This is a genomic window from Methylobacterium mesophilicum SR1.6/6, from assembly GCF_000364445.2.
Lineage (GTDB): Bacteria > Pseudomonadota > Alphaproteobacteria > Rhizobiales > Beijerinckiaceae > Methylobacterium > Methylobacterium mesophilicum_A.
Genome location: NZ_CP043538.1, coordinates 3206880 through 3231137 on the forward strand (window position 1 = coordinate 3206880; position 24258 = coordinate 3231137).

Genomic DNA, 24258 nt, shown 5'->3' on the forward strand with positions numbered 1-24258 from the left:
GCCTCAATCGTCCATCTTCAGGGCGGCGATGAATGCCTCCTGCGGGATCTCCACGCGCCCGAACTGGCGCATCTTCTTCTTGCCTTCCTTCTGCTTGTCCAACAGCTTGCGCTTGCGCGAGATGTCGCCGCCGTAGCACTTGGCGGTCACGTCCTTCGACAGCGCCTTGATCGTCTCGCGGGCGATGATCTTGCCGCCGATCGCCGCCTGAACGGGGATCTGGAACAGGTGGCGGGGGATCAGATCCTTCAGCTTCTCGCACATCGCCCGGCCGCGCGACTCGGCGCGGGTGCGGTGGACCAGCATCGACAGAGCGTCCACCGGCTCGGCGTTGACCAGGATCGACATCTTGACGAGGTCACCCTCGCGGTAATCGGACACATGGTAGTCGAAGGAGGCGTAGCCCTTCGAGATCGACTTCAGCCGGTCGTAGAAGTCGAAAACCACCTCGTTCAGCGGCAGGTCGTAGACCACCATGGCGCGCTTGCCGACGTAGTTGAGGTCGATCTGCACGCCGCGCCGGTCCTGGCAGAGCTTGAGCACGCCGCCGAGATACTCGTCGGGCGTCAGGATCGTGGCGCGGATCCAGGGCTCCTCGACCGTCTCGATCTTCATGACGTCCGGCATGTCGGCCGGGTTGTGCAGCTCCTTGGTCTCGCCGTCGCGCATCTTGAGGCGGTAGACCACGGAGGGCGCCGTTGAGATCAGGTCGAGGTTGAACTCGCGCTCCAGCCGCTCCTGGATGATCTCCAGGTGCAGCAGCCCGAGGAAGCCGCAGCGGAAGCCGAAGCCGAGGGCGGCCGAACTCTCCATCTCGTAGGAGAACGATGCGTCGTTCAGGCGGAGCTTGCCCATGGCAGAGCGCAGGTTCTCGAACTCGGCCGCGTCCACCGGGAACAGGCCGCAGAACACCACCGCCTGCACTTCCTTGAAGCCCGGCAGCATCTCGGTGGTCTGGCGCTTGTCCTCGGTGATGGTGTCGCCGACGCGGGTGTCGGCGACCTCCTTGATCGAGCCGGTGAAGAAACCGACCTCGCCCGGGCCCAACTCGCCGATATCGGCCATCTTCGGCCGGAACACGCCGATCCGGTCGACGCCGTAGACGGCGTCGGCGCCCATCATGCGGATGGTCATGCCCTTCTTGAGGGTCCCGTCGATGATCCGCACCAGCACCACGACGCCGAGATAGGCGTCGTACCAGCTGTCCACGAGGAGCGCCTTCAGGGGTGCGTCGCGGTTGCCCTTCGGGGGCGGCAGGCGCGTGACGATGGCCTCCAACACCGCTTCGATGTTGAGGCCGGTCTTCGCCGAGATCGGCACCGCGTCGGAGGCGTCCAGGCCGATCACCTCCTCGATCTGCTCCTTCACCCGGTCCGGCTCGGCGGCCGGAAGATCGACCTTGTTGAGGACCGGGACGATCTCGTGGTTGGCGTCCAGTGCTTGGTAGACGTTGGCGAGGGTCTGTGCCTCGACGCCCTGGGACGCGTCCACCACCAGCAGCGAGCCCTCGCAGGCGGCAAGCGAGCGCGAGACCTCGTAGGCGAAGTCCACGTGGCCGGGCGTGTCCATCAGGTTCAGGACGTAGTCCTTGCCGTCCTCGGCCTTGTATTCCAGACGCACGGTCTGCGCCTTGATGGTGATGCCGCGCTCCTTCTCGATATCCATCGAGTCGAGCATCTGCTCGCTCATGTCGCGCAGCGCCACGGTGCCGGTGGCCTGGATCAGCCGGTCTGCCAGGGTCGATTTGCCGTGGTCGATATGCGCGACGATCGAGAAGTTGCGGATGGATTCGATCGGGGCTGTCATCGGCATTCCGTTCGGGCGCGCGCCGGCGCGCACCGTCTGTCGTCTGGACGTGTTCGGATGGATCGGCTCCCGCGCGAGATAGCAGCGCGGCGGGAAGGCGCCAAGCGCGGCCTAAGCGCCGACGTGCGTCGTCGTCGAGGCGATAGCTCAGTCCTAGGATACCACGATTGCGCGGCAGGGATGACGAAAAGCCCCATCCCGTCGGCCCCCACAGACGAAACGACGGGGGCCGGAATAGTCCGGCCCCCGGGTCAAGGTCGCGTCTGGCACGAAATCGCGGGCGACCGGCTTAGCGGCCGCGATCCCGGATCAAGCGCTCGATCTCCGCCTCGCCGTGGGAGCGCGCCTTAGCCTCGGTCGGATGCTTCCGGTCCGAGCGCTGGTGCAGCTTGCCGTGCTTGCGGATGCTCCACTGGAACAACGAGCCGCTCTCGCCGACCGGCTCAACGTCAAGGCTGAAGGGGTAGGTATCTGTCTGCGTGTCGCTCATGGGGCCGATATGGGGCATTCAGCGACGTTTCGCCATGCCCCCGGATGAAGTCCTTCTGGACTCATGACGGTGAGTCGGTCGTTCGCGCCCGCGCGGCCATGGCGACGAGGCTTTTGCGCAGCATTCCCATGTCGGTCACGCGCTCCGGGTAGGTGACACGGGCCGTGCGGTCACCCGCGATCAGATCCATTCCCTCCGGATCCAAGCCGCTGAGCCGCCAGGGCAGCCCTGCTTCGACCCCGGAGCCGGAGGCGTAGAGGGCCAGGGCATCGGCGTGGTCGGCATTCATGTGCTCCACGGCGCCTCGCTCGCCCGCCACGATAGCCTGCGCGTCCGAGAGGTCGAGAAGGAGTTGGTCGCGCGTGAGCGTCGCCGCCTTGGCGAAACCGCCGTTCAGGTGTCCGGTTTCCGGATCGAGGGCGAAGAACCCGAAATCCGGGAAGTCGGCGTAGAGCTTGGCCTTGGGATGACGCGCGAGGAATCGCTCCCGGGCCCGCGCTTCCCCCGTTTGTACGGCGCGGCCGACGACGGTCAGCCTGGGATGGGCGAGGGGATCGCCCTTGCCGCCCTGCGAAAACAGCAGCGAGCAGCGCGGATTGGCCAGCAGGTTGCGGGTGTGGGCCGAGAGACGCGACAGCAGCATCAGCGGCGTGCCATCCGTGTCGGTCGCCATCGTCACCAGGGAGGCGAAGGGCGTGCCGTCCGGGTCGAGGGTCGCGAGCGCCCCGGACCGGATGCTGCGCAGAAGGATCCGCGACAGGCCGATGGCGTCGAACGGGGCTGCCTCCGCCGGCAGCGGCCGGGCCGGGCCCCGGGGTGCGTCTTCGTTCGTCTCGCCCATGCCGTTCCGTCCCAACCGGATCGCCGCCGCAGTGCCCGGTCACGTTAACGGCACTGCCGGCGCCACGCGAGACGTCTGGCCCGCGTCACATCACGGCACGTGCCACGTCAACGGTCCACGTGCCACAGCGGATACCGCTCAGCGCATTGGCCGGACCGACCGGACCGCGGCATCGGGAGCGGCCACGGAAGGAGGCGATCGATTGGTCATTACAGCCAAGCTATGACCGCCGCTCGCTTTTTCCATGTGACCGTACTAAAGCACCTGTCCCTTTGCGCGCGCCGGGCTGCGCCGAAACCGCCCGGTTCGCGCTCTTGTCTGCCCCTCAGGGGCCGGGACGCGGCGCGGCCTGCGCGTTGAGCCGGGACCGCGCCCGAACCCGTTCAGTCAGGGACCGCGCATGCCGACCATCGCCCTCGTCGACGACGACCGGAACATCCTCACCTCTGTGTCGATCGCGCTGGAGACCGAAGGCTACCGCATCCAGACCTACACGGACGGCGCCTCCGCCCTCGACGGTCTGCGGCATTCCCCGCCCGATCTCGCGATCTTCGACATCAAGATGCCGCGCATGGACGGGATGGAGCTTCTCCGACGCCTGCGGCAGAAATCTGACCTTCCCGTGATCTTTCTGACCTCGAAGGACGAGGAAATCGACGAGCTGTTCGGCCTCAAGATGGGCGCAGACGACTTCATCCATAAGCCGTTCTCCCAGCGGCTGCTGGTCGAGCGCGTGAAGGCGGTGCTGCGCCGCTTCGCCAAGGAAGCGCCCGGCGCCACGCCGCGCGGGGCCGAGGAGGTCGCGGCACGTTCCCTGGAGCGCGGCGCGCTGATGATGGATCCCGAGCGCCACACCTGCACGTGGAAGGGCGAGCCGGTGACGCTCACTGTCACCGAGTTCCTGATCCTCCAGGCTCTCGCCCAGCGTCCCGGCGTCGTGAAGAGCCGCAACGCACTGATGGACGCGGCCTACGACGATCAGGTCTACGTCGATGACCGGACCATCGACAGCCACATCAAACGCCTGCGCAAGAAGTTCAAGGTGACCGACCAGAGCTTCGACATGATCGAGACGCTGTACGGGGTCGGCTACCGGTTCAAGGAGGCGTGACCTTCGGGATCCGCCGCGTGACCGCCCGCACACCCGCCCAGGCCGAGGATGCGCGAGACCGCTCCACCCTGACCCAGGCTCTGTCCCGCCCGCTCGCCTGGCCCCGCGCCCTCTGGGACGCGATCGGCCAGCGCGCCTCGTCGAGCCTGACGCGCCGTATCGTCGTCCTCAACCTCGTCGGGCTGATCGCGCTGCTCGTCGGATTCCTCTACCTCAACCAGTTCCGCCAGGGCCTGATCCAGGCCCGGACCCAGAGCCTCGCGATCCAGGGCGAGATCATCGCGGGCGCCATCGCGGCCTCCGCGTCGGTGGATACCGACACGATCCGCATCGACCCCGACAAGCTGCTCCAGCAGCAGGCCGGCGAGGCAGCGACTGAGGAGGAATCGCAGCCGCTCGCCTTCTCGCTCAATCCCGAGAAGGTGGCGCCGCTGCTCTCGCGCCTCGTCACGCCCACGGGCAACCGCGCCCGCGTCTACGATCAGGAGGGGGGCCTCCTGTTCGACACGCGCACCCTGTTCAAGCGCGGCGACGCCGGACGGCCCGATCCGCTCGAGCCGCGGCCGCACAAGCCGGGGATGCTCGAATCCGCCTTCGAGACCATCCAGTCGAAGCTGGGCGGCCTGTTCCGCGGTCGCACTGAGCAGGTCGAGGAAACCGGGCCGGTGAACGGCCATTCCCTCCGGGAGGTCCAGGCGGCGTTGGGCGGCAACCGGGCGAGCCTCGTGCGCCGGAACAAGCTCGGCGAGACCACCGTCTCGGTGGCGGTGCCGATCCACCGGGCCGGCTCGGTCCGGGGCGCCCTGCTGATCTCCACGCAGGGCGATGCGATCGATCGCGTCATCGCCTCCGAGCGATTCGGTCTGTTGCAGGTGTTCCTGGTGGCCTCGGCCGTCATGGTGGTGCTGTCGTTCCTGCTGGCGGGCGCCATCGCGGGTCCGGTACGCCGCCTCGCCGAAGCCGCCGAGAAAGTCCGCATGGGCATCAAGACCCGGGAAGAAATCCCGGACTTCACCGAGCGCACCGACGAGATCGGCCACCTGTCCGGGGCGCTCCGCGACATGACCCAGGCGCTTTACCGGCGCATCGACGCCATTGAGAGTTTTGCGGCCGACGTGAGCCACGAATTGAAGAACCCGCTCACCTCGCTCCGCAGCGCCGTCGAGACGCTGCCGCTGGCCAAGAGCGATGATTCGCGCGGACGCCTGATGGCGATCATCCAGCACGACGTGAAGCGCCTCGACCGGTTGATTAGCGACATCGCCGACGCCTCGCGCCTCGATGCCGAGCTGGCGCGTGCCGAGGCGCGGCGGGTCGACCTGCGGCGCCTGCTCACCACGGTCGTGTCGGTGGCGAATGAGCGGCGGCGCCCGAAGGATTGCCTGATCCAGTTTGATGTCGACGCGGTCGCGTCGGAGCAGGACGCACCGTTCACGATCATCGGCCACGACAGCCGGCTCGGGCAGGTTGTCAACAACCTCCTCGACAACGCCCGCTCTTTCTCGCCGTCCGACGCGAAGGTCCGGGTGGTGCTGCGAAGGGTGCGCGGCGAGGTCGAACTCGTCTGCGAGGACGAGGGGCCGGGCATCCCGGAGCACGCCCTGGAGCGGATCTTCGAGCGCTTCTACACGGACCGGCCCGAGCAGGGGTTCGGCCAGAATTCCGGCCTCGGCCTGTCGATCTCCCGCCAGATCGTGCAGGCCCATCGGGGTACGATCCGCGCCGAGAATCGGCCGGGCGCTCCCGACGAGGACGGCGAGCCGACCGTGCGCGGGGCGCGCTTCATCGTGCGCCTGCCGGCCGCTCCGCGCCAACTCCACGCCTGATGGTCACCCTCCACGCCGCCTGCTGTGTGCTGGGCGGCGCCGGCGTGTTGATTCGCGGAGCTGCGGGTTCAGGCAAGTCGAGCCTCGCCCTGCTGCTCGCCGCGGCGGCGGACGGGGCCTTCGTGGCCGACGACCGGGTCATCTGCACAGTCCAGGCCGGTCGGCTTCTCGCCCGGCCGCACGCGGCCCTGGCCGGTCGCGTCGAGGTGCGCGGGCAGGGCATTCTCGCGGTGACGGAACTGGGCGTCTCCTGCCGGGAGGAGACGGTCCTGCACATCGCAGTGGATCTGGTCGACTCGACGCCGCGGCTGCCGGATCCGCCCGGCGATGCCGAATACTTCGGGATCGCCCTGCCGCGCCTCGTGCTGGACGCGGGAGTGCGCGCCGCCGGTCTGGCCCCGCTGCTCATCCGTGCGGCACTGCGGAAGCAACGGCCGTGACTTCGCAGCCGCACAAGCCGCTGGAGTCGCGCAACAGTGGTATCCCCCCATGGCGCGCAGAAAGCGACCGTGTCATGATCCCAGCAATGTCCGGGCAAAAAAGTCGCGTTCGCCTTGTGGGGGGCTGTGCGATGCACAACATGGCGGCACAGATGGGACGTTGGAACACGTGTCGATGATTGGCATGGTGCTCGTCACCCACGGGCTGCTTGCGACCGAGTTCAAGGCCGCGCTGGAGCACGTGGTCGGCCCCCAGGATCAGATCGAGACGATCACGATCGGGCCGGAAGACGATATGGAGCTGCGACGCCGGGACATCATGTCCGCGGTCTGTCGCGTGAATACCGGAGACGGGGTGGTGGTGCTCACCGACATGTTCGGCGGCACGCCCTCCAATCTCGCGCTCTCCTGCATGAACGGCGGGTCGGTGGAGGTGGTGGCCGGCATCAATCTGCCGATGCTGATCAAGCTAGCCAGCGTCCGCGACGAGGAGAAGCTCGGCGACGCGGTGCTTCACGCTCAAGAAGCCGGCCGCAAGTATATCAACGTCGCCTCGCGGGTTCTCGCGGGCAAATAGGCGTCGTCACGCTTCCAGCGCCGGAGTCGCGGGAACCGATCGCCGCGCACCGATCGTGATCCCCACAGAGGCCGCGATTACGAGGCCGATCGCGAGCCACTGCACGGCGCTGATACGCTCACCCAGCAGGACAAGGCCCGCGCAGGCGGCGACCGCCGGCTCCAAGCTCATCAGCACGCCGAAGCTCTTCCGGTCGAGCCGCCGCAGCGCGACCATCTCGAGCGAATAGGGCAGGGCACTCGACATCAGCGCCACCGCGAGGCCCGCAACCAGGATGCCGGGGGCGAGCAGCCCCGGCCCGGCCTCTGACACGCCGAAGGGCGCCACGACCAGCGCCGCGGTGAGCATCCCCAGAGAGACGGCCTGACCGCCGTCCATCCGCCCGGCCCGCTGGCCGAACAGGATATACAGCGCCCAAGCGAACGCGGCGCCGAGATCGAGCAGGATGCCGATGGGATCGAGGCCGTCCGTGGCGGCGATCGGCAGGAGGAGCGTGAGGCCGAGGACGGCCACCCCGATCCACAGGAAATCCGATCGACGGCGCGAGGCGATCAGCGCTACGGCGAGCGGGCCAATAAACTCGATCGCCACGGCGGGTCCCAGCGGAAGCCGGGCCAGAGCGAGGTAGAACAGGAGGTTCATCAGCCCGAGGACGCCCCCGTACAGGGCGATCCAGCCGGCCTCCCGCGCCGGCAGGCTGCGCCGCCACGGCCGCCAGACGGCGACGAGGATCAGCGCCGAGAAACCGACCCGCAGGGCGGATGTGCCGGCAGGGCCGACCGCCGGGAACAGGTTCTTGGCGAAGGTCGCGCCGCACTGGAGCGACACCATGCCGGTGACGAGGGCCATCACCGAGAGCACGGTGTCACCGAGTCCGAACCTGTTGCGTGACACGCGACGCTTCTCTCAAGGATGCGGTGCGACGAGACTGGTACCGGCGCCGCATCCGTCGGCGGCCGCGATCGTCGCCCGGTCACTCCAGAACCGGGATCGTGATGATCCCGGCACGACCGCGGTTCCGACTTCCGAGTCCGCTTCGGGCGACACCGGAGGACAGGCACGATCATCGGTGCGCTCAGGAAGGATTCCGCGCCAGCCCGATCCTCACAGAATGAAGCGGCTCAGATCCGCGTTCGCGGCGAGATCCTCGACCCGCGCGCGCACATAGGCGGCGTCGATCGGCACGGTCTCGCCGGACCGGTCGGTGGCAGTGAATGAGATCTCGTCAATTACCCGCTCCAACACGGTCTGAAGTCGGCGGGCGCCGATGTTCTCAACCGAGGCGTTCACCTCCACCGCCACGCGGGCGAGCGCATCCACGGCGTCGTCCGTGAAGTCGAGGGTCACGCCCTCCGTCTCCATCAAGGCGACGGTCTGCTTGATCAGGCTCGCTTCGGTCGACGTGAGGATCTGCTTGAAATCCTCCACGGTGAGCGGCTGCAGCTCGACGCGAATCGGCAGCCGGCCCTGCAACTCCGGCAACAGGTCGGCGGGCTTCGAGACGTGGAAGGCGCCCGACGCGATGAATAGGACGTGGTCCGTCTTCACAGGCCCGTGCTTGGTGGCGACGGTGGTCCCTTCGATCAGCGGCAGCAGATCGCGCTGCACGCCCTCGCGGGACACGTCGCCGGAGGAGCGGCCCTCGCGGGCGCAGATCTTGTCGATCTCGTCGAGGAAGACGATGCCGTTGTTCTCGACTTCGCGGATCGCCTCACGCACCAGCGCCTCGTCATCGACGAGCTTGTCGGATTCCTCGGCCATCAGCGGCGCGTAGGCGTCCCGCACCAGGATCCGCCGCGGCTTGCCGCGCTGACCGCCGAGGGCCTTGCCCAGCATGTCGCCGATGTTGATCGCCCCCATGGACGCGCCGGGGACGCCGGGAATCTCGAACATCGGCAGGCCCGCAGGGGCGCCGGAGGTCAGCTCCAGCTCGACCTCCTTGTCGTCCAGCTCGCTGTTGCGCAGCTTGCGCCGGAAGCTGTCGCGTGTCGCGGCGCTCGCGGTCGGTCCCACGAGGGCGTCGAGGATCCGGTTCTCGGCGGCCGCCTCGGCCTTGGCCTTCACGCCCTCGCGCTTCTGCTGGCGCGTCAAGCCGATCGCCACCTCCACGAGGTCGCGGACGATCTGCTCGACGTCGCGGCCGACATAGCCGACCTCGGTGAACTTGGTCGCCTCGATCTTCAGGAACGGCGCGTTGGCCAGCCGGGCGAGTCGGCGGGCGATCTCGGTCTTGCCGCAGCCGGTCGGCCCGATCATCAAGATGTTCTTGGGCGCCACCTCCTCGCGAAGCGGCCCGGTGAGTTGCTGGCGCCGCCAGCGGTTGCGAAGCGCGATCGCCACGGCGCGCTTGGCGTCGTGCTGCCCGACAATGAAGCGATCGAGTTCGGACACGATCTCGCGCGGAGAGAATGTCGTCACCGCTGTGCCATCCCTGTTCCCGGCCTGAAAGCGGCCCCGCGCCGGGAATGGGGTCCCGCGCGGCGCCGCGCAAGAGGCGCGGGGGGGACGGATAGCCGTCTCAATGAGCCGCCGGCACCGGCGCGGCGCCGGTCTTGTCGTGCTGGGCGAAGCGCTCCACCAGGGTCATGCTCGCCGCGTTCAGACCTATGACCTCGACGGTGCGCCCGCGAGCGCGCGCCTTCATCACCACCCGGTCGAGGGCCGCGACCGCCGAGATATCCCAGAAATGGGCGGCGTGAACGTCGATCACCAGCCGCTCCACCGGCTCCAGCACATCGATAGCGCCCTGGAACGTGCCGGCGGAGGCGAAGAAGACCTGCCCGGCGACGCGGTAGGTCCGGGTATTGCCGTCGGGGGCGAGTTCGGAGGTGATCTGATTCAGCCGTGAGACCTTCCCGGCGAAGAACACGCCGGAGAGCATCACGCCGGCCAGAACGCCGACGGCGAGGTCCTTCGTCGCCACGACCACCAGGACCGTCACCAGCATCACCGCGGAGGACGGCAGCGGGTTCGTCCGCAGCCGCAGCAATGAACGCCAGGAAAACGTGTTGATCGAGACCATGATCATCACGGCGGTGAGCGCCGCCACAGGGACGACGGCGAGCAGGCTTTGCAGGGCGACGAGGAGCACCAGCAGGAAGGCCCCGGCCACCAGCGTGGACAGTCGGCCGCGGGCGCCGGAGGACACGTTGATCACCGACTGCCCGATCATGGCGCACCCACCCATGCCGCCGAAGACCGCCGAGGCCATGTTGGCGACGCCCTGGCCCATGCATTCGCGGTTCTTGTCGCTGCCGGTGTCGGTCATGTCGTCGACGATCTGAGCGGTGAGCAGGCTCTCGAGCAGGCCGACGGCGGCGAGGGTCGCCGCGTAGGGCAGGAGGATCCGCAGGGTGTCGAATGTCAGCGGCACGTCCGGCAGGGCGAAGTGCGGCAGAGCCGAGGGCAGCGCGCCGAGATGCGCCACGGTGCGCACATCGAGGTGAAAGGCGGCCGTGACCGCCGTGAGGACGGCGATCGCCACCAGGGGCGAGGGAACGGCCCGCGTGAACCGCGGCAGGCCGTAGATGATTACGAGGCCGAGGGCGATCAGCCCGTAGGTCGCCGGCGTGACCCCGGTCAGCTCGGGCATCTGCGCCAGGAAGATCAGAATCGCGAGGGCGTTGACGAAGCCGGTCATCACCGATTGCGAGACGAACCGCATCAGCCGGCCGAGCCGCAGCAGGCCGGCCAGGATCTGGAACAGGCCCATCACAATGGTGGCGGCGAAGAGATACTGGACGCCGTGCGCGCGCACGAGATCTACCATCACGACCGCCGTGGCGGCCGTGGCGGCCGAGATCATCGCCGGGCGTCCGCCCGCGAAGGCAATGGTGCAGGCGATGACGACCGAGGCGTAGAGCCCGACCTTCGGATCGACTCCGGCGATGACCGAGAAACCGATCGCCTCGGGGATCAGAGCCAGGGCGACGACGATCCCCGACAGGGTGTCGCCGCGAATGTTGGATGTCCACGACCGGAAAAGCCCGGCGTGTCCCGAAATGCTGCGTGTCATGAGCGAGTCCGCACGAGAGGCGTGTCCGCCTTGGGGCGGACGGAGGAGCGTCTCGAATGCGTTGTCCGGCGGATCGGCGGCCGGAAGAGCCACCCGGGCTTTCACCGGGTCCTTGCGAATGCGCGGAGCCTTAGGGGCAGCCGCGCTGCAATGCAACATCCGGGCGGGCGTTCCGACCTCGCATGGGACGGCTCAGGCAGCGCGCACCTGAGCGACGAAACCCGCGACTTCCCCGCCGAGGCCCGTCGAGCGCCGGGCGATGTCGGCCGCGGCGTCGAGCACCTCGGCAGCGCTGGCGCCGGTCTCGCGGGCGGCGCCGAGGACCGCCGCCATCGTCTCGGTGACGGCGCGGGTCCCGCTCGCGGCCTCGGAGACGCTGCGGGCGATCTCCTGCGTGGCGAGCTGCTGCTCCTCCACGGCGGCGGCGACACCCAGGGCGATGCCGTGGACCTGCTCGATTGTCCCGCCGATCTCCTCGATGGCCAGGACGGCCTCCTGCGTGGCGTTGCGCATCGCGGCGATCTGGCCGCCGATCTCCTCGGTCGCCTTGGCGGTCTGGGTGGCGAGGTCCTTCACCTCGGTGGCGACGACCGCGAAGCCGCGGCCCGCTTCGCCGGCACGAGCGGCCTCGATGGTGGCGTTGAGCGCCAGCAGGTTGGTCTGGCCGGCGATGGTCGAGATCAGCGAGACGACCTTGCCGATCCCGTCCGCGGTGCGCGCCAGGGTCTGCACGCTCGACCGGGTGCGCTGGGCGGCTTCCACGGCGCTCTGGGCCGCCGTCGAGGTCTGCGTGACCTGGACGCCGATCTCGCTCGCGGTGGCGGCGAGTTCCTCGGTGGCGGCCGCGACGGCCTCGACGTTGCGGGCCGTCACCTCGGCGGCGCGCGTCACGGCCTGCGACTGGGTGCCGGTGTGCTCGGCATTGCCGGCCATGGCGGCAGCGGCGCGCTCCAGGCCGGACGCCGCGCCGGCGAGATGATCGACGAGGCTGCCGATGCTGCCCTGGAAGCGGTCGGCGAGGCCGCCCATCTCGGCCCGCTTGTGGGTCGCCGCCTCGGCACCCGTGCGCTGATGCTCCAGCCGCAGCGCTTCGGCGCCGCGCATGGCCTCGGCGAGCACCGCCATGCTCGCCCAGATCGCGCCGATCTCGTCGCGGCCAGGCTTGGCCGCGGTGAACGCGTGCTCGCCCCGCGCCAAACGCTGGATGGCGTCGGAGACCGACTGCAGCGGCCGGGCGATCTGGCGTTGCCCCACGAGCAGACCCAGGGCGGCGCAGATCAGCGAACCCGCGAGAGCGAGGGCGAGGAGGAGCAGGGCGCGGGCCTCGAACAGCGCCCGCGTGTCGGCCTGGACCGCAGTCATCTCCGCCTTGCCCTGGTTCACCAGGGCATCGATGCTGGCCTGGAAGGCCCGGCGATTGCCCTGATTGGCCTCGTTGAACCCGAGATCGGCGGCAGCGCGCGGACCGACCGTCTCGCCGGCATCGGCGAGGGCGCTGCGCAAGGTCCGGAAGGCGTCGGCGTTGTGCGCCATCGCGTCGAAGAGCGGGCGCTCGGCATCCGTGACGGTCGGCGCCCAGGCGACGCGCAGGTCATCCATCTTGGCGAGCCCCTTCCGGATACCGGCCGCGTATTTCGCGGCCTCGGCGCGGTCGGCTGAGGCGTAGACGCCGCGGGAGTCCATCGTGACCTCGGCGGCGAGCCGGTTGAAGTTCGCCGCGTTCAGGGCACGGGTCGAGGCGCTCTCGACGGATGTCAGGGCGTGCTCGAAGCTGTTGAGCGTCGCCACGCTCACGCCCGCAACCACCAGCGTCGTCAGGCTGCAGGCGCCGACGAAGCCTAGCACTTTTCCGCCGATCTTCATGATTGTTTTACTGCCCAGGCAAGGATGAATGCAAAATGCCTCCAATTATTCAATACGAGATTAACTGAAGTCGGCTGACCAGAGCCGCATTCCGAGCCGCTCTGGCGTGCCGGACCGAACAACGATCGCGAGGTGTGCGCTTCCTCAGGAGAAGGGCTCTGCTCGATACCGGGAGGCGGACCGTCCCTTGCTGGGCGGGCGGGATCAGCGCCGGCGGAATACCGCGAACCGTTCGCGACGCCGGCTCGTGCGCGGATCCGACTTTGGCGGTGCATCCACGCGAGGCAGGACCGAAGGAGGCCCTGCGCGACCTACCAGACTCAGCCCGCGTCGAGGGCTTCGATGACCAAGTTGCCGTTGGTGTAGACGCAAATCTCGGCCGCGATCGCCATGGCGCGGCGAACGATCGCCTCCGCATCAAGGTCGCCGTCCTCCAGGGCGCGGGCCGCCGCGAGGGCATAATTGCCGCCGGAGCCGATGGCCATGACGCCGCTCTCGGGCTCCAGCACGTCACCGGAACCGGACAGGAGCAGGCTGACGTCGCGATCGGCCACCAGCATCATGGCTTCGAGGCGGCGCAGGTAGCGGTCGGTCCGCCAGTCCTTGGTGAGTTCCACGCAGGCGCGGGTGAGCTGGCCGGGATACTGCTCCAGCTTGGCCTCCAGACGCTCGAACAGGGTGAAGGCGTCCGCCGTGGCACCCGCGAAGCCGCCGATTACCGAGCCCTTGGCCAGACGGCGGACCTTGCGGGCATTGCCCTTCACGATCGTCTGCCCGAGGCTGACCTGACCGTCGCCGCCCAGCACGACCCGGCCGCCCTTCCGGACCATCAGGATCGTGGTCGCGTGCATCTGGGGCACGGAGCCCCGGTCGTCGTACCTGAATGCGTCCTGGCTCAAGATTCGGCTCCGCTCTCGCTGGCGCCGAGATGGGGAGCTTTATCGGCCGAGTCCACCCGGGGCGTCGACGCGTGCCGTCTTACTCGGCCACGGCTTCGGCGGTCCGGAGCGGCCCGGCATCCTGCAGAATCGACTGGGCCGCGGCCTCGGCGAGAAGCGCATAGCCGCGGTCGGCCATGTGCAGGCCGTCGGAGGCGAAGAGCTGCTTCGTCGTCAGTTTGCCCTCGCGCACCCAGCCGTGCATCAGGTCGGCGCGGCGGATCACCGGCACGTCGAGTTCATCGCCGATGCTGCGCACCGCCTCAAGGAAGCGCGCCGAGCCGGGGGTCGCCTCGAGCTTGGGGCACCATTGCGGCTCCATCAGCACCACGTCGATGCCAGCCTCCCGGATCCGCCGGATCGCCGCCACGGTGGCCTCGCGGAAATGGTCGATCGACACGCCGCGCAGGGGATCGTTGCTCCCGGTCTGCCAGATAACCAGCTGCGGCTCGGCCGCGATGACGTCGCGGTCGAGGCGCTTCAGCATGTCGTCCACGTGCTCGCCGCCGATGCCGCGGTTGATGACCGCCACATCCATCCCGCGCAGCTTCTTGCGAAGATCGATCTGCAGGCGGGCCGGATAGGCGTTGGCCGGGCTCGACGCTCCCACGCCCTCCGTGGAGGAGGAGCCGAAGGCGACGATCTTCAGAGGCGCACCGATCGCGATCTGGCGGGCGACGTGGGGCAGATCCGGGCTCTCCCGGGTATCGATCCCGATCAGATCCAGCGACTCGGGCAGCAGATCCGCGTAGGCGAGAACCGCAGTCGGAAGGACGAGCAGGCCGCAGATCAGCCCGAGACGACGCAGCCCCTTGCGCAGGGGCCGGCCAGACATCGCATGCATCAAAACGTGGGACACGGGACGGACAGCTCCGGCTCTCGCGAGCGACGGATACAATTTGACACACAGCTTTGGAAGAGCGGTTCCGCGGCCCGCTTGAAAGCTGACTGAATTCGTAACACAAAATTAATGGCCACCATCATCCGCGTGCGCTCGCCCCAGAGGAACCGGCACGAACGATGCGTGGACCCGGAGCGGATCTCCGGTGGGCGGCGGAGAGCGCGGTCCGGAATATCGGGATTCTTTCCCGATTGGATGCGGACCATCGTGAGCCGGCCCCGGGGTCGACAGCTTGCGTATCGCGATCCTCACCCATGCGACGGCACCCCGGGGCGAGGTCGCCCACGCCCTGTCCCTCGGCGAGGCCCTGTGCGCCCTGGGGCATGAGGCCGTCGTCCACGCCCCCGACCCGATCGGCCGCGGCTTCTACCGGGATGCGACCTGCCCGTTGGTCTCGGTGGCCGCCAAGCCGGTCGTCGGTTCTGTCGCCGCCCTTTTCGGCGCCCGGATCGCCGATTACCTGGCCCATTTCGCGACGCCCGCGGCCTGCGATTTCGATGTCTTCCATGCCCAGTGCAGCATCAGCGGCAACGCGCTGGCCACCCTGACGCGGCGGCGGCTGATTCAGGGTTTCGTGCGCACCGTACACAGGGTCGAGACCTTCGACGACCCGGCGCTCGCCCGCTGGCAGGATCGCGCGATCGGCGATGCTGGCCGATTGCTGTGCGTGAGCGCATTCGGGGCCGCGAGCCTCGCGGCCGACTATGGCGTGGACGTCGAGGTGGTCGGAAACGGCGTCGACGGCGCGGTCTACAAGCCGGAGCCCGACTCCGGTGACGCCCTCCTGCGCCACCGCCTCGGCCTCCGCGCCGGGCCGATCTTCCTCAGCATCGGCGGCTTCGAAATGCGCCGGAACGCGCTCGCGATCATCGAAGCTTTTGCGACCCTGCGGCGGGAGATTCCAGAGGCGCAATTGATCCTCGCGGGCGGCGACGCCGCGCTCGATCGGACGGGCTACGCAGCCCGCTGTTGGGCCACACTGGAACGCGAAGGTTTGGAAGTCGGTCCCGGTCGGCCGGTGATCCTAACCGGACTGGTGGCGCAGGCAGATATGCCGCGGCTCTACCGACTGGCGGACACGCTGGTCTTTCCCTCTCTGGCAGAAAGTTTCGGCGTCTGCGTGCTGGAAGCCTTGGCGTGCGGCACCCCGCCGATCGTCCCGGCCCGGCCGCCCTTCAGCGAGTACCTTACTCCGGGCTCGGCCCTCTGGATCGCGCCCGACGAGCCAGGCGCGATCGCTTCCGCCATGCGGGCGAGTCTCGATCCCGCGCGGCGCGCCCGGATGCGGAACGTCGGCCGCGATCTTGTCCGTGACAACGCGTGGGCGGCCTGCGCGGCGCGCCACCTCCCGAGCTACGCGGCACTCGTGCCGACTCCGGTCGCGGCAGCATCCTTCGCCACGGGCTCGGCAGCCTGGAACATCAAGCGGATGCCGACCGACGGTTGATGACAACGGCCGGCGCCAGCGCCACGCGGCTTCGCCCAATCGGATTCCCACTCCGATGGTCCCAGTGATCCGTCCCCGCTTTCATGGCCAGGGAAGCGGAGCGACACAGCACATCGGGAGCTCAGACGGCATGGCGTCGACTGGAATGCTTCGCTCCCCTTGCGATGACGGCTGCGCGAAGGCTTGTCGGCGATCGAGAGATCCAAAAACAGCCTTCCGCGGCGGAACGGCTCGCTTCGATCCAGGCTGCCTTTCCGTCGATGACTGAAGGCCTGCGACCGCGGACCGAAAAGCGCATGCGATGGCCCGAACGAGCCACCCGATTGTTTCCGGTTCGGGAGGCGCCCGGCCGGCCCCCGAGGTCATCGCATCGCAGAGATGCTCCGACCGACCCCGCGACGAGCGGGCACGGAACAATGGTCCGCACCGGCGTGGTTATTCGCCAGCATCGCAACGGAAGACAGTCGCAATGGTGATCCGGACCGTTTCAGCGCTCGTGCTGGCCGCAGCGCCCGCCATGGCGCAGACCCGGCCATCGACCACGACCATGACCTGTCAGCAGACGGTTCGCCTCGTCCAGGCGCGCGGCGCCCTAGTCATTGGGACCGGCGGCATGACCTACGATCGGTTCGTCCGCGACCGCTCGTTCTGCGAGCCCACCGAGATCGCCAAGCGCGCCTTCCGGCCGACGCGCGACAATCCCAACTGCCTGATCGGCTACACCTGCTACGAGCCCGGCTTCGACGACTGGCCCGGTCAGGGCTTCTGAGTCGGGCCCGCCTCGAGCCCGACGATGATCCGCCGGTCTCCGGCGCGTCGGGTGAAGCCGGTGGCGTCGAGGTGCTCCAGGAGCGGGATCGAGAACTTGCGGCTGATCCCTAGCGTTGCGCCGGCTTCCCGGGCGAGGAAGCCCGACTCGGGCGTCGCGGCGTTGGGAAAGGCCTGGGCGAGACGCGCCCGCGCGCCCGCCACCGCCTCCCGGTGGAACAGCACAGCGCGGCGCTGCACGCGGTCGACGGCACGGATCACCGTGCCGGCGCCCACAAGGTAGGTCAGCGCCTCACGGCGGCGGACATCCCGGCCGACGGCCTCGGATTCATCGGGCGGATTGAGGCCGGCCCGCCGGAACATCTGCTCCAGCTTCCGGGCGACCTCGCTCTCGTTGCGGGCCGGATCGAAGTCGGCCCGCCGCCACAGGCTGCCGATCTGGGTGACCGCGCCGGCGGCGGCCAACTCGCGCAGGACCGTGCCGGCGAGTGCCTCCGGAAGCGCCAGCGTGCGGGACAGGCGCTCGACCGCGATCCCGTGTTCCATCGGATTGTCGCGGTGATGCTGCGACAGGGCGGCCAGGGTTCCCGTCCGCAGCGCGCTGAAAGCCGACGCACCGATGAACCGTTCGCCGATCTCGCGGGCCTCCGCCTCCGCGAGTAGGCGGCGCGCCCGGTCGGGCGCCGTGCCGGCGAGGCGGGCGAGGTCCGGCAGCGTCGCGCCGGCCGCGCCGGCCTGCCCGAGACGGATCGTCAGCGCGTCGGCCGGGCCCCCCGATGCCAGGGCTGCGAGGTCCGCCGTGACGCGCGGATCCCGCCTCCGCCGGCGGCGGCTCGCCGGATCGAGGATCCGGCCACCCGCCACGGTTGCTGGGGGCGAATCGAGCCGCAGCACGAAGGGCTCGCGGGCCGGTACCGCTACGGGCTCGGCGAGGTGCAACTGCGCCTGGGTGTGGCCACCGGGTTCGAGCGCGTCGCGGTCGAGCAGCCGCAGCCGGGCCTCGACCTCGGTCGTGCCGAACAGGAGGCGGCAGGCGGTGCCGCCCGCGAGGGCTTCGTCGGCGCTGGCCGCCGCCGTGATCGACACGTCCAGCCACGCGCTCGGCGCGAGCAGGTCCGGCATCGACAGGGCCTGCCCGCGGCGGATCTCGTCGAGGCCGATGCCGCGCAGGGCGACGGCGGTGCGCCGTCCGGGCTCCGCGCGCTCGACCGGGCGACCGTGGATCTGGAGGCCGCGCACCACGGCGGTCCGGCCGCCGGGGGCGATCTCCACGGTGTCGCCCACCGCCAGCGGTCCGCGCCGCAGCGTGCCGGTCACGACGGTGCCGAAGCCGGCGCGGGAGAAGACCCGGTCGACCGGGAGATAGGGGAAGCCGTCGTCGCTGCCGGGCGCCGCGTCCCCGAGCAGGCCCGTGAGCGCCGCCTTCAGGTCGGCGATGCCGGTGCCCGTGACAGTCGATGTCGCGATCACCGGACCTGCTTCGATCCCGGCGCGGGATGCGGCCGCGGCGATCTCGGCCGCACGCGCATCAAGCACGTCGGGCGTGGCCAGGTCCGCCTTCGTCAGAGCCAGCACGCCCCGGCGCACGCCGATGAGCCGCGCGATCTCCAGGTGCTCGATCGTCTGGGGTTTGATGCCCTCGTGCGCGTCGACCGCCAGCAGCACGGCCCGCATGCCGGTGGCGCCGGAGACCATGGCGCGGACGAAGCGTTCGTGACCGGGCAGGTCCACGAGGTCGATCTCGCCGATCTCGGAGGACAGCAGGGCGAAGCCCGGGACGATGGAGACGCCGCGCGCGCGCTCTTCCTTCAGCCGATCGGTCTCGACACCGGTGAGGGCCCGGACCAGCGCGGTCTTGCCGTGATCGACGTGCCCGATCACGCCGACGAGAAGTGTCTTCAACGCAGTCACCGACCGGACCATCTCCGCGGTGCCACCCTCCACGCGGGGCGCAACGCTCGTTCAACAGGGTATCCGCCCCGCTGGCTCACCGCCGAGCCGTGCGCCGTCAGACAGTCGGGACCGAATGCCGTAGGCAGATCAATTGTGGACAATTTACCTTGCCACGCCGGATCGATTTGGAAAAGCGCGATTTTAACGCACTGCACCATGCGCATCCTCGGGACAAACGCGGGTGCGTCGCGCTTGACGCCGTCGCGGTGTCCACCTTCTCTCGGGACAGAGCGACGGACGCCCAAGCCGAGCCGCGGTCGCGCGAGAGTCCCGTGCAACCGGACGACGGCTCTTCAGTGTTGGGCGTGCGGGTCACAAAGAGGAGAGCATGAGCAAGATCGACAGCGAATCCGGCACGGAGCCCCGGGAGATCGAGCTGAAGCTCGACTGCGCGGGACCGGATCTCACGGCCCTGGCGGGTCATCCGCGGCTCCAGGGCGCGTCCTCCGAGCCGGACCTGCTGGTCACGACCTATTACGACACGCCGAACCGCGATCTGCGGGCGGCCGGCCTGACGCTGCGGATCCGCGCGCAGGGCGGGCGACATATCCAGACCGTGAAGGCGGGGAGCGGCGCTGTCGGGCTGTTCGACCGTGCCGAGTGGGAGACCGAGATCGGCGGCGAGACGCCCGATCCCGCGGCCTGGGCCGGCACGGCGGCCGAGGAGGTTCTGCAGAAGGCCGAGGCTGCGCCGGAGCGCCTGTTCTCCACCATCGTCATGCGACGGGAGGTTCCCGTTGAGCATGGCCGATCCCGCATTCTGGTCACGCTGGACGAGGGACGCGTCGAGAGCCCGGCCGGCGACGCGCCGCTGTGCGGGCTCGAGTTGGAGCTCCAGGAGGGCGATCCCGCAGACCTGTTTGTCGTGGCGCAGGCCTTCGCCGAGACCGTTCCGCTGCGCCTGAGTGTCAACGCCAAGAGCGGGGTCGGTTTCGCGCTGATCGACGGCATCGGCCCGGGCGTGGTGAAAGCCGAGCCGGTGGACCTGCCCGATGGCGCGAGCGCCGGCGAGGTCTTCCGCCGGGTCGCACGGGCGTGCCTGCGCCACATGCGGCTGAACGAGACGGCGTTCCTGGAGGGCGGGCGGGCGCCCGAGGCCCTGCACCAGATCCGCGTGTCCTTGCGGCGGCTGCGATCGGCGCTCTCGCTGTTCGCGCCGATGCTGGAAGGCGATCCACGGGCGGACGGCTTCAACGACGAGATCAAGCGGGTCACCGAGCCGTTCGGCCATGCCCGCAACCTCGACGTGTTCCTTGGCCAGACGCTCCCGGCTCTGGCGAAGGAACGGCCGGACGAGCCGGGCCTCGACGGGCTGCGGGAACGTGCCGAGGCGGAGCGGGAACGGGCCTACGACGCTGTCCTGGCAACCCTTGAGAGTCCGCAATGGCGCGGCCTCGTCATCGACTTTGCCGGCTGGGTCGAGGCCGGCGCCTGGACGGCGCAAGAGGCCGCCGCTGAGGACGGGCGCGCCTTCGCGGCGCGGGTGCTCGATCGGGCCCGCCTGCGGCTGAAGAAGCGCGGGCGCGGCCTCAAGCGCCTGGACCCGCATACCCGCCATCGCGCCCGCATCGCCGCCAAGAAGCTCCGCTACGGCGCCGAGTTCTTCGCGGGCCTCTATCAGAAGAAGAAGGCGCGGCGCCGGCAGGACAAGTTCGGTGCTGCCCTGTCGGACCTGCAGGACCATCTCGGCATCCTGAACGACCTCGAGACAGCCCGGTCGATGACCGAGAGGCTCTCGGGTCCGCCCATGCCGGGTGCCGACGAGACCAGCACGCAGGACCTGCTGGAGGCCGCGGCGGATGCGAGGGCCGAGCTCCTCGACGTCAAGCCGTTCTGGCGCTGACGCTTTTTGCGCCAGGGCCCGGCCGGAACCCGGCCGTTGCGGCAGCGTTCGCCGGGTGATGTGCGCGATCAGGCGGGCAGGGAGTGTGTATGGCCCACGCGTACAGGTTCGGCATCGAGGAGGAGTTCTTCCTCGCCGACGCCCGCTCCCGGGGCACACCGCGCGCGCGGCTCCGTGCGTTCCACGCGGCCGTGCGGGCCCGGCTCGACGACGCCGAACGCGAGCAGCTGCAATGCCAAGTCGAGATCGCCTCACCGCCGAGCGGCGATGTCGGCGAGGCTGCGGAGCACCTCACGCAGCTGCGCCGCAGCCTCGCGGAGATCGGCGCCGAGCGCGGGATCCTGACCTTCGCGGCCGGGACGCACCCCACGGCCCGGTGGCGGGACCAGCGTCCCACCGACAAGGCCCGCTATCACGGCATCATGGCCGACCTTCGGATGCTCGGCCGGCGCAATCTGGTCTGCGGGCTCCATGTGCATGTCGAGGTGCCGGATCCGGAAGCCCGCCTCGGGCTGATGAATCGCCTGCTTCCTTTCCTGCCGGTCCTGCTCGCGCTCTCCACCTCCTCACCGTTCTGGCAAGGCCAGCAAACCGGAATGGCCGGCTACCGGATGCGCGCCTACGCCGAGTTGCCCCGCACCGGCGTGCCAGAGCTGTTTGCCGACTCTGCCGACTACGCCCACTACGTCGACGTGATGACCAAGGCAGGGGCCATCGCGGATGCCAGCTATCTCTGGTGGCATCTCCGCGCCTCGGTGAAGTATCCGACCCTCGAATTGCGGGTCGCCGACAGCTGCACGCATGTCGACGACGCGGTCTGTATCGCCGCCCTGTTCCGCTGTCTCGTCCGCCGGGTGGTACGGGACCGGAGGCTCAACGCCGGCATGACGGCGGCGTCCCGCGGATTCGTCATGGAGAACCTGTGGCGGGCCGAGCGCGACGGAACCCGGGCCACGCTCATCGACGAGGCGCGGGTCCGCGCGGTGCCGCTCGGGGAATGGGTCGAGAATGTCCTGGCCCTCATCGCGGAGGATGCGGAGGCGCTGGACTGTGTCGCGGCCTGCAATCGGGCCCGCCACATCGTCGCCGAAGGCACGAGCGCCGACAGGCAGATGGCGGTCTTCGCCGCGGCCCGCAGGTCCGGCGCGCAGGAGCGCGCGGCGCTCTCCGCCGTGGTGGACCATTTGGCTTTAGAAACCGCCGCCGGCTCGAAGCTCGGACCTGGGGGCGTCCGGACGTCGAGCCGACGGCGTAGCGACGGAAACGGATCCGGCTGAGGGGGGGTTAGCTGAGCCCGCAATCCGTCGGCCGCGCTGGAGTGCACGGTCGACCGATCGAGTCGCACGGTCACGTTTCCGAAGGATGTCTGCACGGGTTCGGCCCGTCGATTCGTCAGCACGGTGGGAGGGGTCGCCACGTGTCAGCGTGGGCTCGTGTCGCGGTCACCGCATGCGCACCACACGCTTTCCTCCGCGCCATCGTCTGCTATCCCTCACACGTTTCCGCGGCCACCCTCGACCTCCGGTCACTCGACCCATCGGCATGAACCTTCTCCGCGACCTCTTCGGCCAAGTCGGCCGCACCGTGACGGCCTATGCGGGCGACAGGGCGCTCATGCTGGCGGCCGTCTCCGCCGCCGCGAACGTCATCGTGGCCGACGGCGAGGTGGCCGGCCAGGAATTCGACGCTGCGCTCCACGGCCTGCGCGCCGACCCGGTCCTGATGAAGGGCTACGACGCGCTGATGCTGGAAACCGAACTCTATGAGGGCATCGCCCGGGCGCGCACCCGCCTCGGCCGGGCCGAGAACCTCCGGCACGTCGCGGCGGTCGTGGCGCGCCCGGCCAACCAGCGCGAGAACGTCTTCCTCATAGCCGCCGATGTCGCCGATCAGGACGGGATCAGCAACATTGAGGCGAGCGCGCTCGGCGAGATCGCCGCGGCCCTTCGGGTCGACGGCGTGAGCCTGCTGCGCGCCAATCCTGTGCGGCGACCGCCGACGTGATCGACGCGATGGCATCGCCGTTGCTCATAGGGGGCGCTCCGCCAATCCGGTGGTGCTCCCTCACCGTTAACGTGTCGCACGGCGTCGCGCCGTGAAAGGAACCGGCATGGCCGAAATCAGCCTCAGCACGACCCACAACCTGCGCGCAGACGGCGCCCGCCTGTGGTCCACGATCCTGGAGACCGCCGCTTTCGGCGGCACGCCGGCCGGCGGCATCAACCGCCTGACACTCTCGGCCGAGGATGGGCGCGTCCGCGATTGGTTCCGCGATGCCTGCGAGGCGGCCGGCCTGACGGTCTCGGTGGACGCCCTCGGCACTCAATACGCCCTGCGCCCCGGCCGCGACATGAGCCGGAAACCCATCGCCTTCGGCTCTCATCTCGACACGCAACCCACGGGTGGCAAGTTCGACGGCGTGCTCGGGGTTCTGGCCGGATTGGAGGTGATGCGCAGCCTCAACGACGCCGGGATCGAGACCGAGGCGCCCCTCCTGGTGGTGAATTGGACCAATGAGGAGGGGTCGCGCTTCGCCCCCGCCATGATGGCCTCGGCGGCCTATGCCGGCGCGTTCACGACGGACGAGATCCTGGCCAAGCGCGACGCCGCCGGGACCACCGTGGCCGAGGCTCTCGACGCCATCGGCTACCGCGGCGTCGAAGCTGTCGGCACGCGGGACATCGGCGCCTTCGTCGAGTTGCACATCGAGCAGGGACCGATCCTGGAGGCGGAAGGCAAAACGATCGGCGTCGTCGAGGGCGGCCAGGGCATCATGTGGTTCGACGGCGTCGTGACGGGCTTCGAGAGCCATGCCGGCACGACGCCGATGCCGCGCCGTCGGGACGCGCTGCTGGCGTTGTCGGAATTCGCGCTGGCCGCTGAGCGGATCGCCCTGGCGCACGCGCCCTCCGCGGTGGCGACGATCGGCGAGGCCGTGATCTTGGCGCCCTCCCGCAACGTCGTGCCGGGCCGGATCGCCTTCACGGTGGACGTGCGCGACCCGCGCTCCGCGACCCTCGACGCCATGGAGGCGGCCCTGAACGAAGCGGCGGCCGAGATCGCCGGACGCCGACGCGTCGAGATCGCGCTCAACCGCATCTGGCGCAAGGAGCCGGTGCCGTTCGATCCCGCCATCGTGGCGGCGATCGAGTCCGCGGCCGAGAGCCTCGGGCACGCCCGCCGTCGCATCATCTCGGGGGCCGGCCACGACGCCTGCAATCTCGCCGCGAAGGTGCCCGCCGCGATGATCTTCGTGCCCTGCAAGGACGGTGTCAGCCACAACGAGTCGGAATCCGCCACGCAGGGCGACTGCGCGGCCGGCGCCGACGTGCTGCTGCAGACGGTCCTGCGCCTCGCCAACATGCCCGCGCGCGATCACACGGGTCCGTCAGGTCCGTAGCGACGGACCGGGCCCGGCCCCGGCCCCGGTCGGGTCAGC

General features: G+C 69.4%; 20 protein-coding genes and 1 other annotated feature. Of the genes, 10 read left to right on the forward strand and 10 right to left on the reverse strand.

Going from position 1 to position 24258, the window contains the following annotated elements:
* Window positions 1–3: 3 nt before the first annotated feature.
* The 3 genes from lepA to MMSR116_RS15250 all read right to left on the reverse strand — a co-directional run bounded on the left by lepA (window position 4) and on the right by MMSR116_RS15250 (window position 3137).
* The gene (gene lepA / locus MMSR116_RS15240) at window positions 4–1806 is read right to left on the reverse strand and encodes a translation elongation factor 4 (RefSeq protein WP_010682255.1); all 1803 of its coding nucleotides are present in this window, start codon (window positions 1804–1806) and stop codon (window positions 4–6) included.
* A gap of 289 nt (window positions 1807–2095) precedes the next feature.
* Complete coding sequence (locus tag MMSR116_RS15245) at window positions 2096–2296, reverse strand: hypothetical protein (protein WP_010682254.1); 201 nt, start codon at window positions 2294–2296, stop codon at window positions 2096–2098.
* 61 nt (window positions 2297–2357) lie between these two features.
* On the reverse strand, window positions 2358–3137 hold the full coding sequence (locus MMSR116_RS15250) for a HugZ family protein (RefSeq protein WP_010682253.1): 780 nt from the start codon (window positions 3135–3137) through the stop codon (window positions 2358–2360).
* 400 nt (window positions 3138–3537) lie between these two features.
* Between MMSR116_RS15250 and MMSR116_RS15255 the strand changes: the two genes are divergently transcribed.
* From MMSR116_RS15255 to MMSR116_RS15270, 4 genes are all read left to right on the forward strand, one after another.
* Complete coding sequence (locus MMSR116_RS15255; protein WP_010682252.1) at window positions 3538–4248, forward strand: response regulator transcription factor; 711 nt, start codon at window positions 3538–3540, stop codon at window positions 4246–4248.
* A gap of 68 nt (window positions 4249–4316) precedes the next feature.
* The gene (locus tag MMSR116_RS15260) at window positions 4317–6074 is read left to right on the forward strand and encodes a stimulus-sensing domain-containing protein (RefSeq protein ID WP_432419908.1); all 1758 of its coding nucleotides are present in this window, start codon (window positions 4317–4319) and stop codon (window positions 6072–6074) included.
* Window positions 6074–6514 (forward strand): HPr kinase/phosphorylase, encoded by a 441-nt coding sequence (locus MMSR116_RS15265; RefSeq protein ID WP_010682250.1) that lies wholly within the window; start codon window positions 6074–6076, stop codon window positions 6512–6514. Before MMSR116_RS15260 ends, MMSR116_RS15265 begins: the two co-directional genes overlap by 1 nt.
* 175 nt (window positions 6515–6689) lie before the next feature.
* Window positions 6690–7091, forward strand: coding sequence for a PTS sugar transporter subunit IIA (locus tag MMSR116_RS15270; protein ID WP_010682249.1), 402 nt, complete (start codon window positions 6690–6692; stop codon window positions 7089–7091).
* A 6-nt stretch (window positions 7092–7097) separates the two neighbouring features.
* Here MMSR116_RS15270 and MMSR116_RS15275 read toward each other — a convergent pair whose 3' ends face one another.
* From MMSR116_RS15275 to MMSR116_RS15300, 6 genes are all read right to left on the reverse strand, one after another.
* On the reverse strand, window positions 7098–7985 hold the full coding sequence (locus MMSR116_RS15275) for an EamA family transporter (protein WP_010682248.1): 888 nt from the start codon (window positions 7983–7985) through the stop codon (window positions 7098–7100).
* Between the two features lie 210 nt (window positions 7986–8195).
* Window positions 8196–9509 (reverse strand): ATP-dependent protease ATPase subunit HslU, encoded by a 1314-nt coding sequence (hslU, locus tag MMSR116_RS15280; protein ID WP_010682247.1) that lies wholly within the window; start codon window positions 9507–9509, stop codon window positions 8196–8198.
* Between the two features lie 100 nt (window positions 9510–9609).
* A complete protein-coding gene (locus MMSR116_RS15285; protein ID WP_039892522.1) occupies window positions 9610–11106 on the reverse strand; it encodes a SulP family inorganic anion transporter in 1497 nt (498 codons plus the stop codon).
* Window positions 11107–11165: 59 nt separating this feature from the next.
* Window positions 11166–11221 (reverse strand) — a sequence feature (sul1 is cis-regulatory element that is thought to sense ions involved in sulfur or methionine metabolism; They are found in Alphaproteobacteria).
* Between the two features lie 77 nt (window positions 11222–11298).
* Window positions 11299–12969: a methyl-accepting chemotaxis protein gene (locus MMSR116_RS15290; RefSeq protein ID WP_010682245.1), complete on the reverse strand. Its 1671-nt coding sequence runs from the start codon at window positions 12967–12969 to the stop codon at window positions 11299–11301.
* Window positions 12970–13289: 320 nt separating this feature from the next.
* Entirely contained in the window at window positions 13290–13820 is a 531-nt protein-coding gene (gene hslV, locus MMSR116_RS15295; protein WP_039892521.1) for an ATP-dependent protease subunit HslV, read from the reverse strand.
* Window positions 13821–13947: 127 nt separating this feature from the next.
* Window positions 13948–14751, reverse strand: a complete 804-nt coding sequence (locus MMSR116_RS15300; RefSeq protein ID WP_010682243.1) for an SGNH/GDSL hydrolase family protein — start codon at window positions 14749–14751, stop codon at window positions 13948–13950.
* A gap of 289 nt (window positions 14752–15040) precedes the next feature.
* On the opposite strand from MMSR116_RS15300, the gene MMSR116_RS15305 reads away from it, so the two are divergent.
* Complete coding sequence (locus MMSR116_RS15305; protein ID WP_010682242.1) at window positions 15041–16255, forward strand: MSMEG_0565 family glycosyltransferase; 1215 nt, start codon at window positions 15041–15043, stop codon at window positions 16253–16255.
* Between the two features lie 469 nt (window positions 16256–16724).
* The gene (locus MMSR116_RS15310) at window positions 16725–17024 is read left to right on the forward strand and encodes a hypothetical protein (protein WP_010682241.1); all 300 of its coding nucleotides are present in this window, start codon (window positions 16725–16727) and stop codon (window positions 17022–17024) included.
* On the opposite strand, the gene selB is transcribed toward MMSR116_RS15310, so the two are convergent.
* The gene (selB, locus tag MMSR116_RS15315; protein WP_106428224.1) at window positions 17012–18946 is read right to left on the reverse strand and encodes a selenocysteine-specific translation elongation factor; all 1935 of its coding nucleotides are present in this window, start codon (window positions 18944–18946) and stop codon (window positions 17012–17014) included. The two genes, MMSR116_RS15310 and selB, sit on opposite strands and share 13 nt — an antisense overlap.
* Before the next feature lie 358 nt (window positions 18947–19304).
* Here selB and MMSR116_RS15320 point away from each other — a divergent pair, with 358 nt between their 5' ends.
* The 4 genes from MMSR116_RS15320 (at window position 19305) to MMSR116_RS15335 (ending at window position 24219) form a co-directional block, all read left to right on the forward strand.
* Window positions 19305–20819, forward strand: coding sequence for a CYTH and CHAD domain-containing protein (locus MMSR116_RS15320; RefSeq protein WP_010682239.1), 1515 nt, complete (start codon window positions 19305–19307; stop codon window positions 20817–20819).
* 89 nt (window positions 20820–20908) lie between these two features.
* Window positions 20909–22096, forward strand: coding sequence for a carboxylate-amine ligase (locus tag MMSR116_RS15325; protein WP_010682238.1), 1188 nt, complete (start codon window positions 20909–20911; stop codon window positions 22094–22096).
* Between the two features lie 265 nt (window positions 22097–22361).
* Window positions 22362–22823 (forward strand): tellurite resistance TerB family protein, encoded by a 462-nt coding sequence (locus MMSR116_RS15330; RefSeq protein ID WP_010682237.1) that lies wholly within the window; start codon window positions 22362–22364, stop codon window positions 22821–22823.
* A 106-nt stretch (window positions 22824–22929) separates the two neighbouring features.
* Window positions 22930–24219, forward strand: a complete 1290-nt coding sequence (locus MMSR116_RS15335; RefSeq protein WP_010682236.1) for a Zn-dependent hydrolase — start codon at window positions 22930–22932, stop codon at window positions 24217–24219.
* Window positions 24220–24258: the final 39 nt, after the last annotated feature.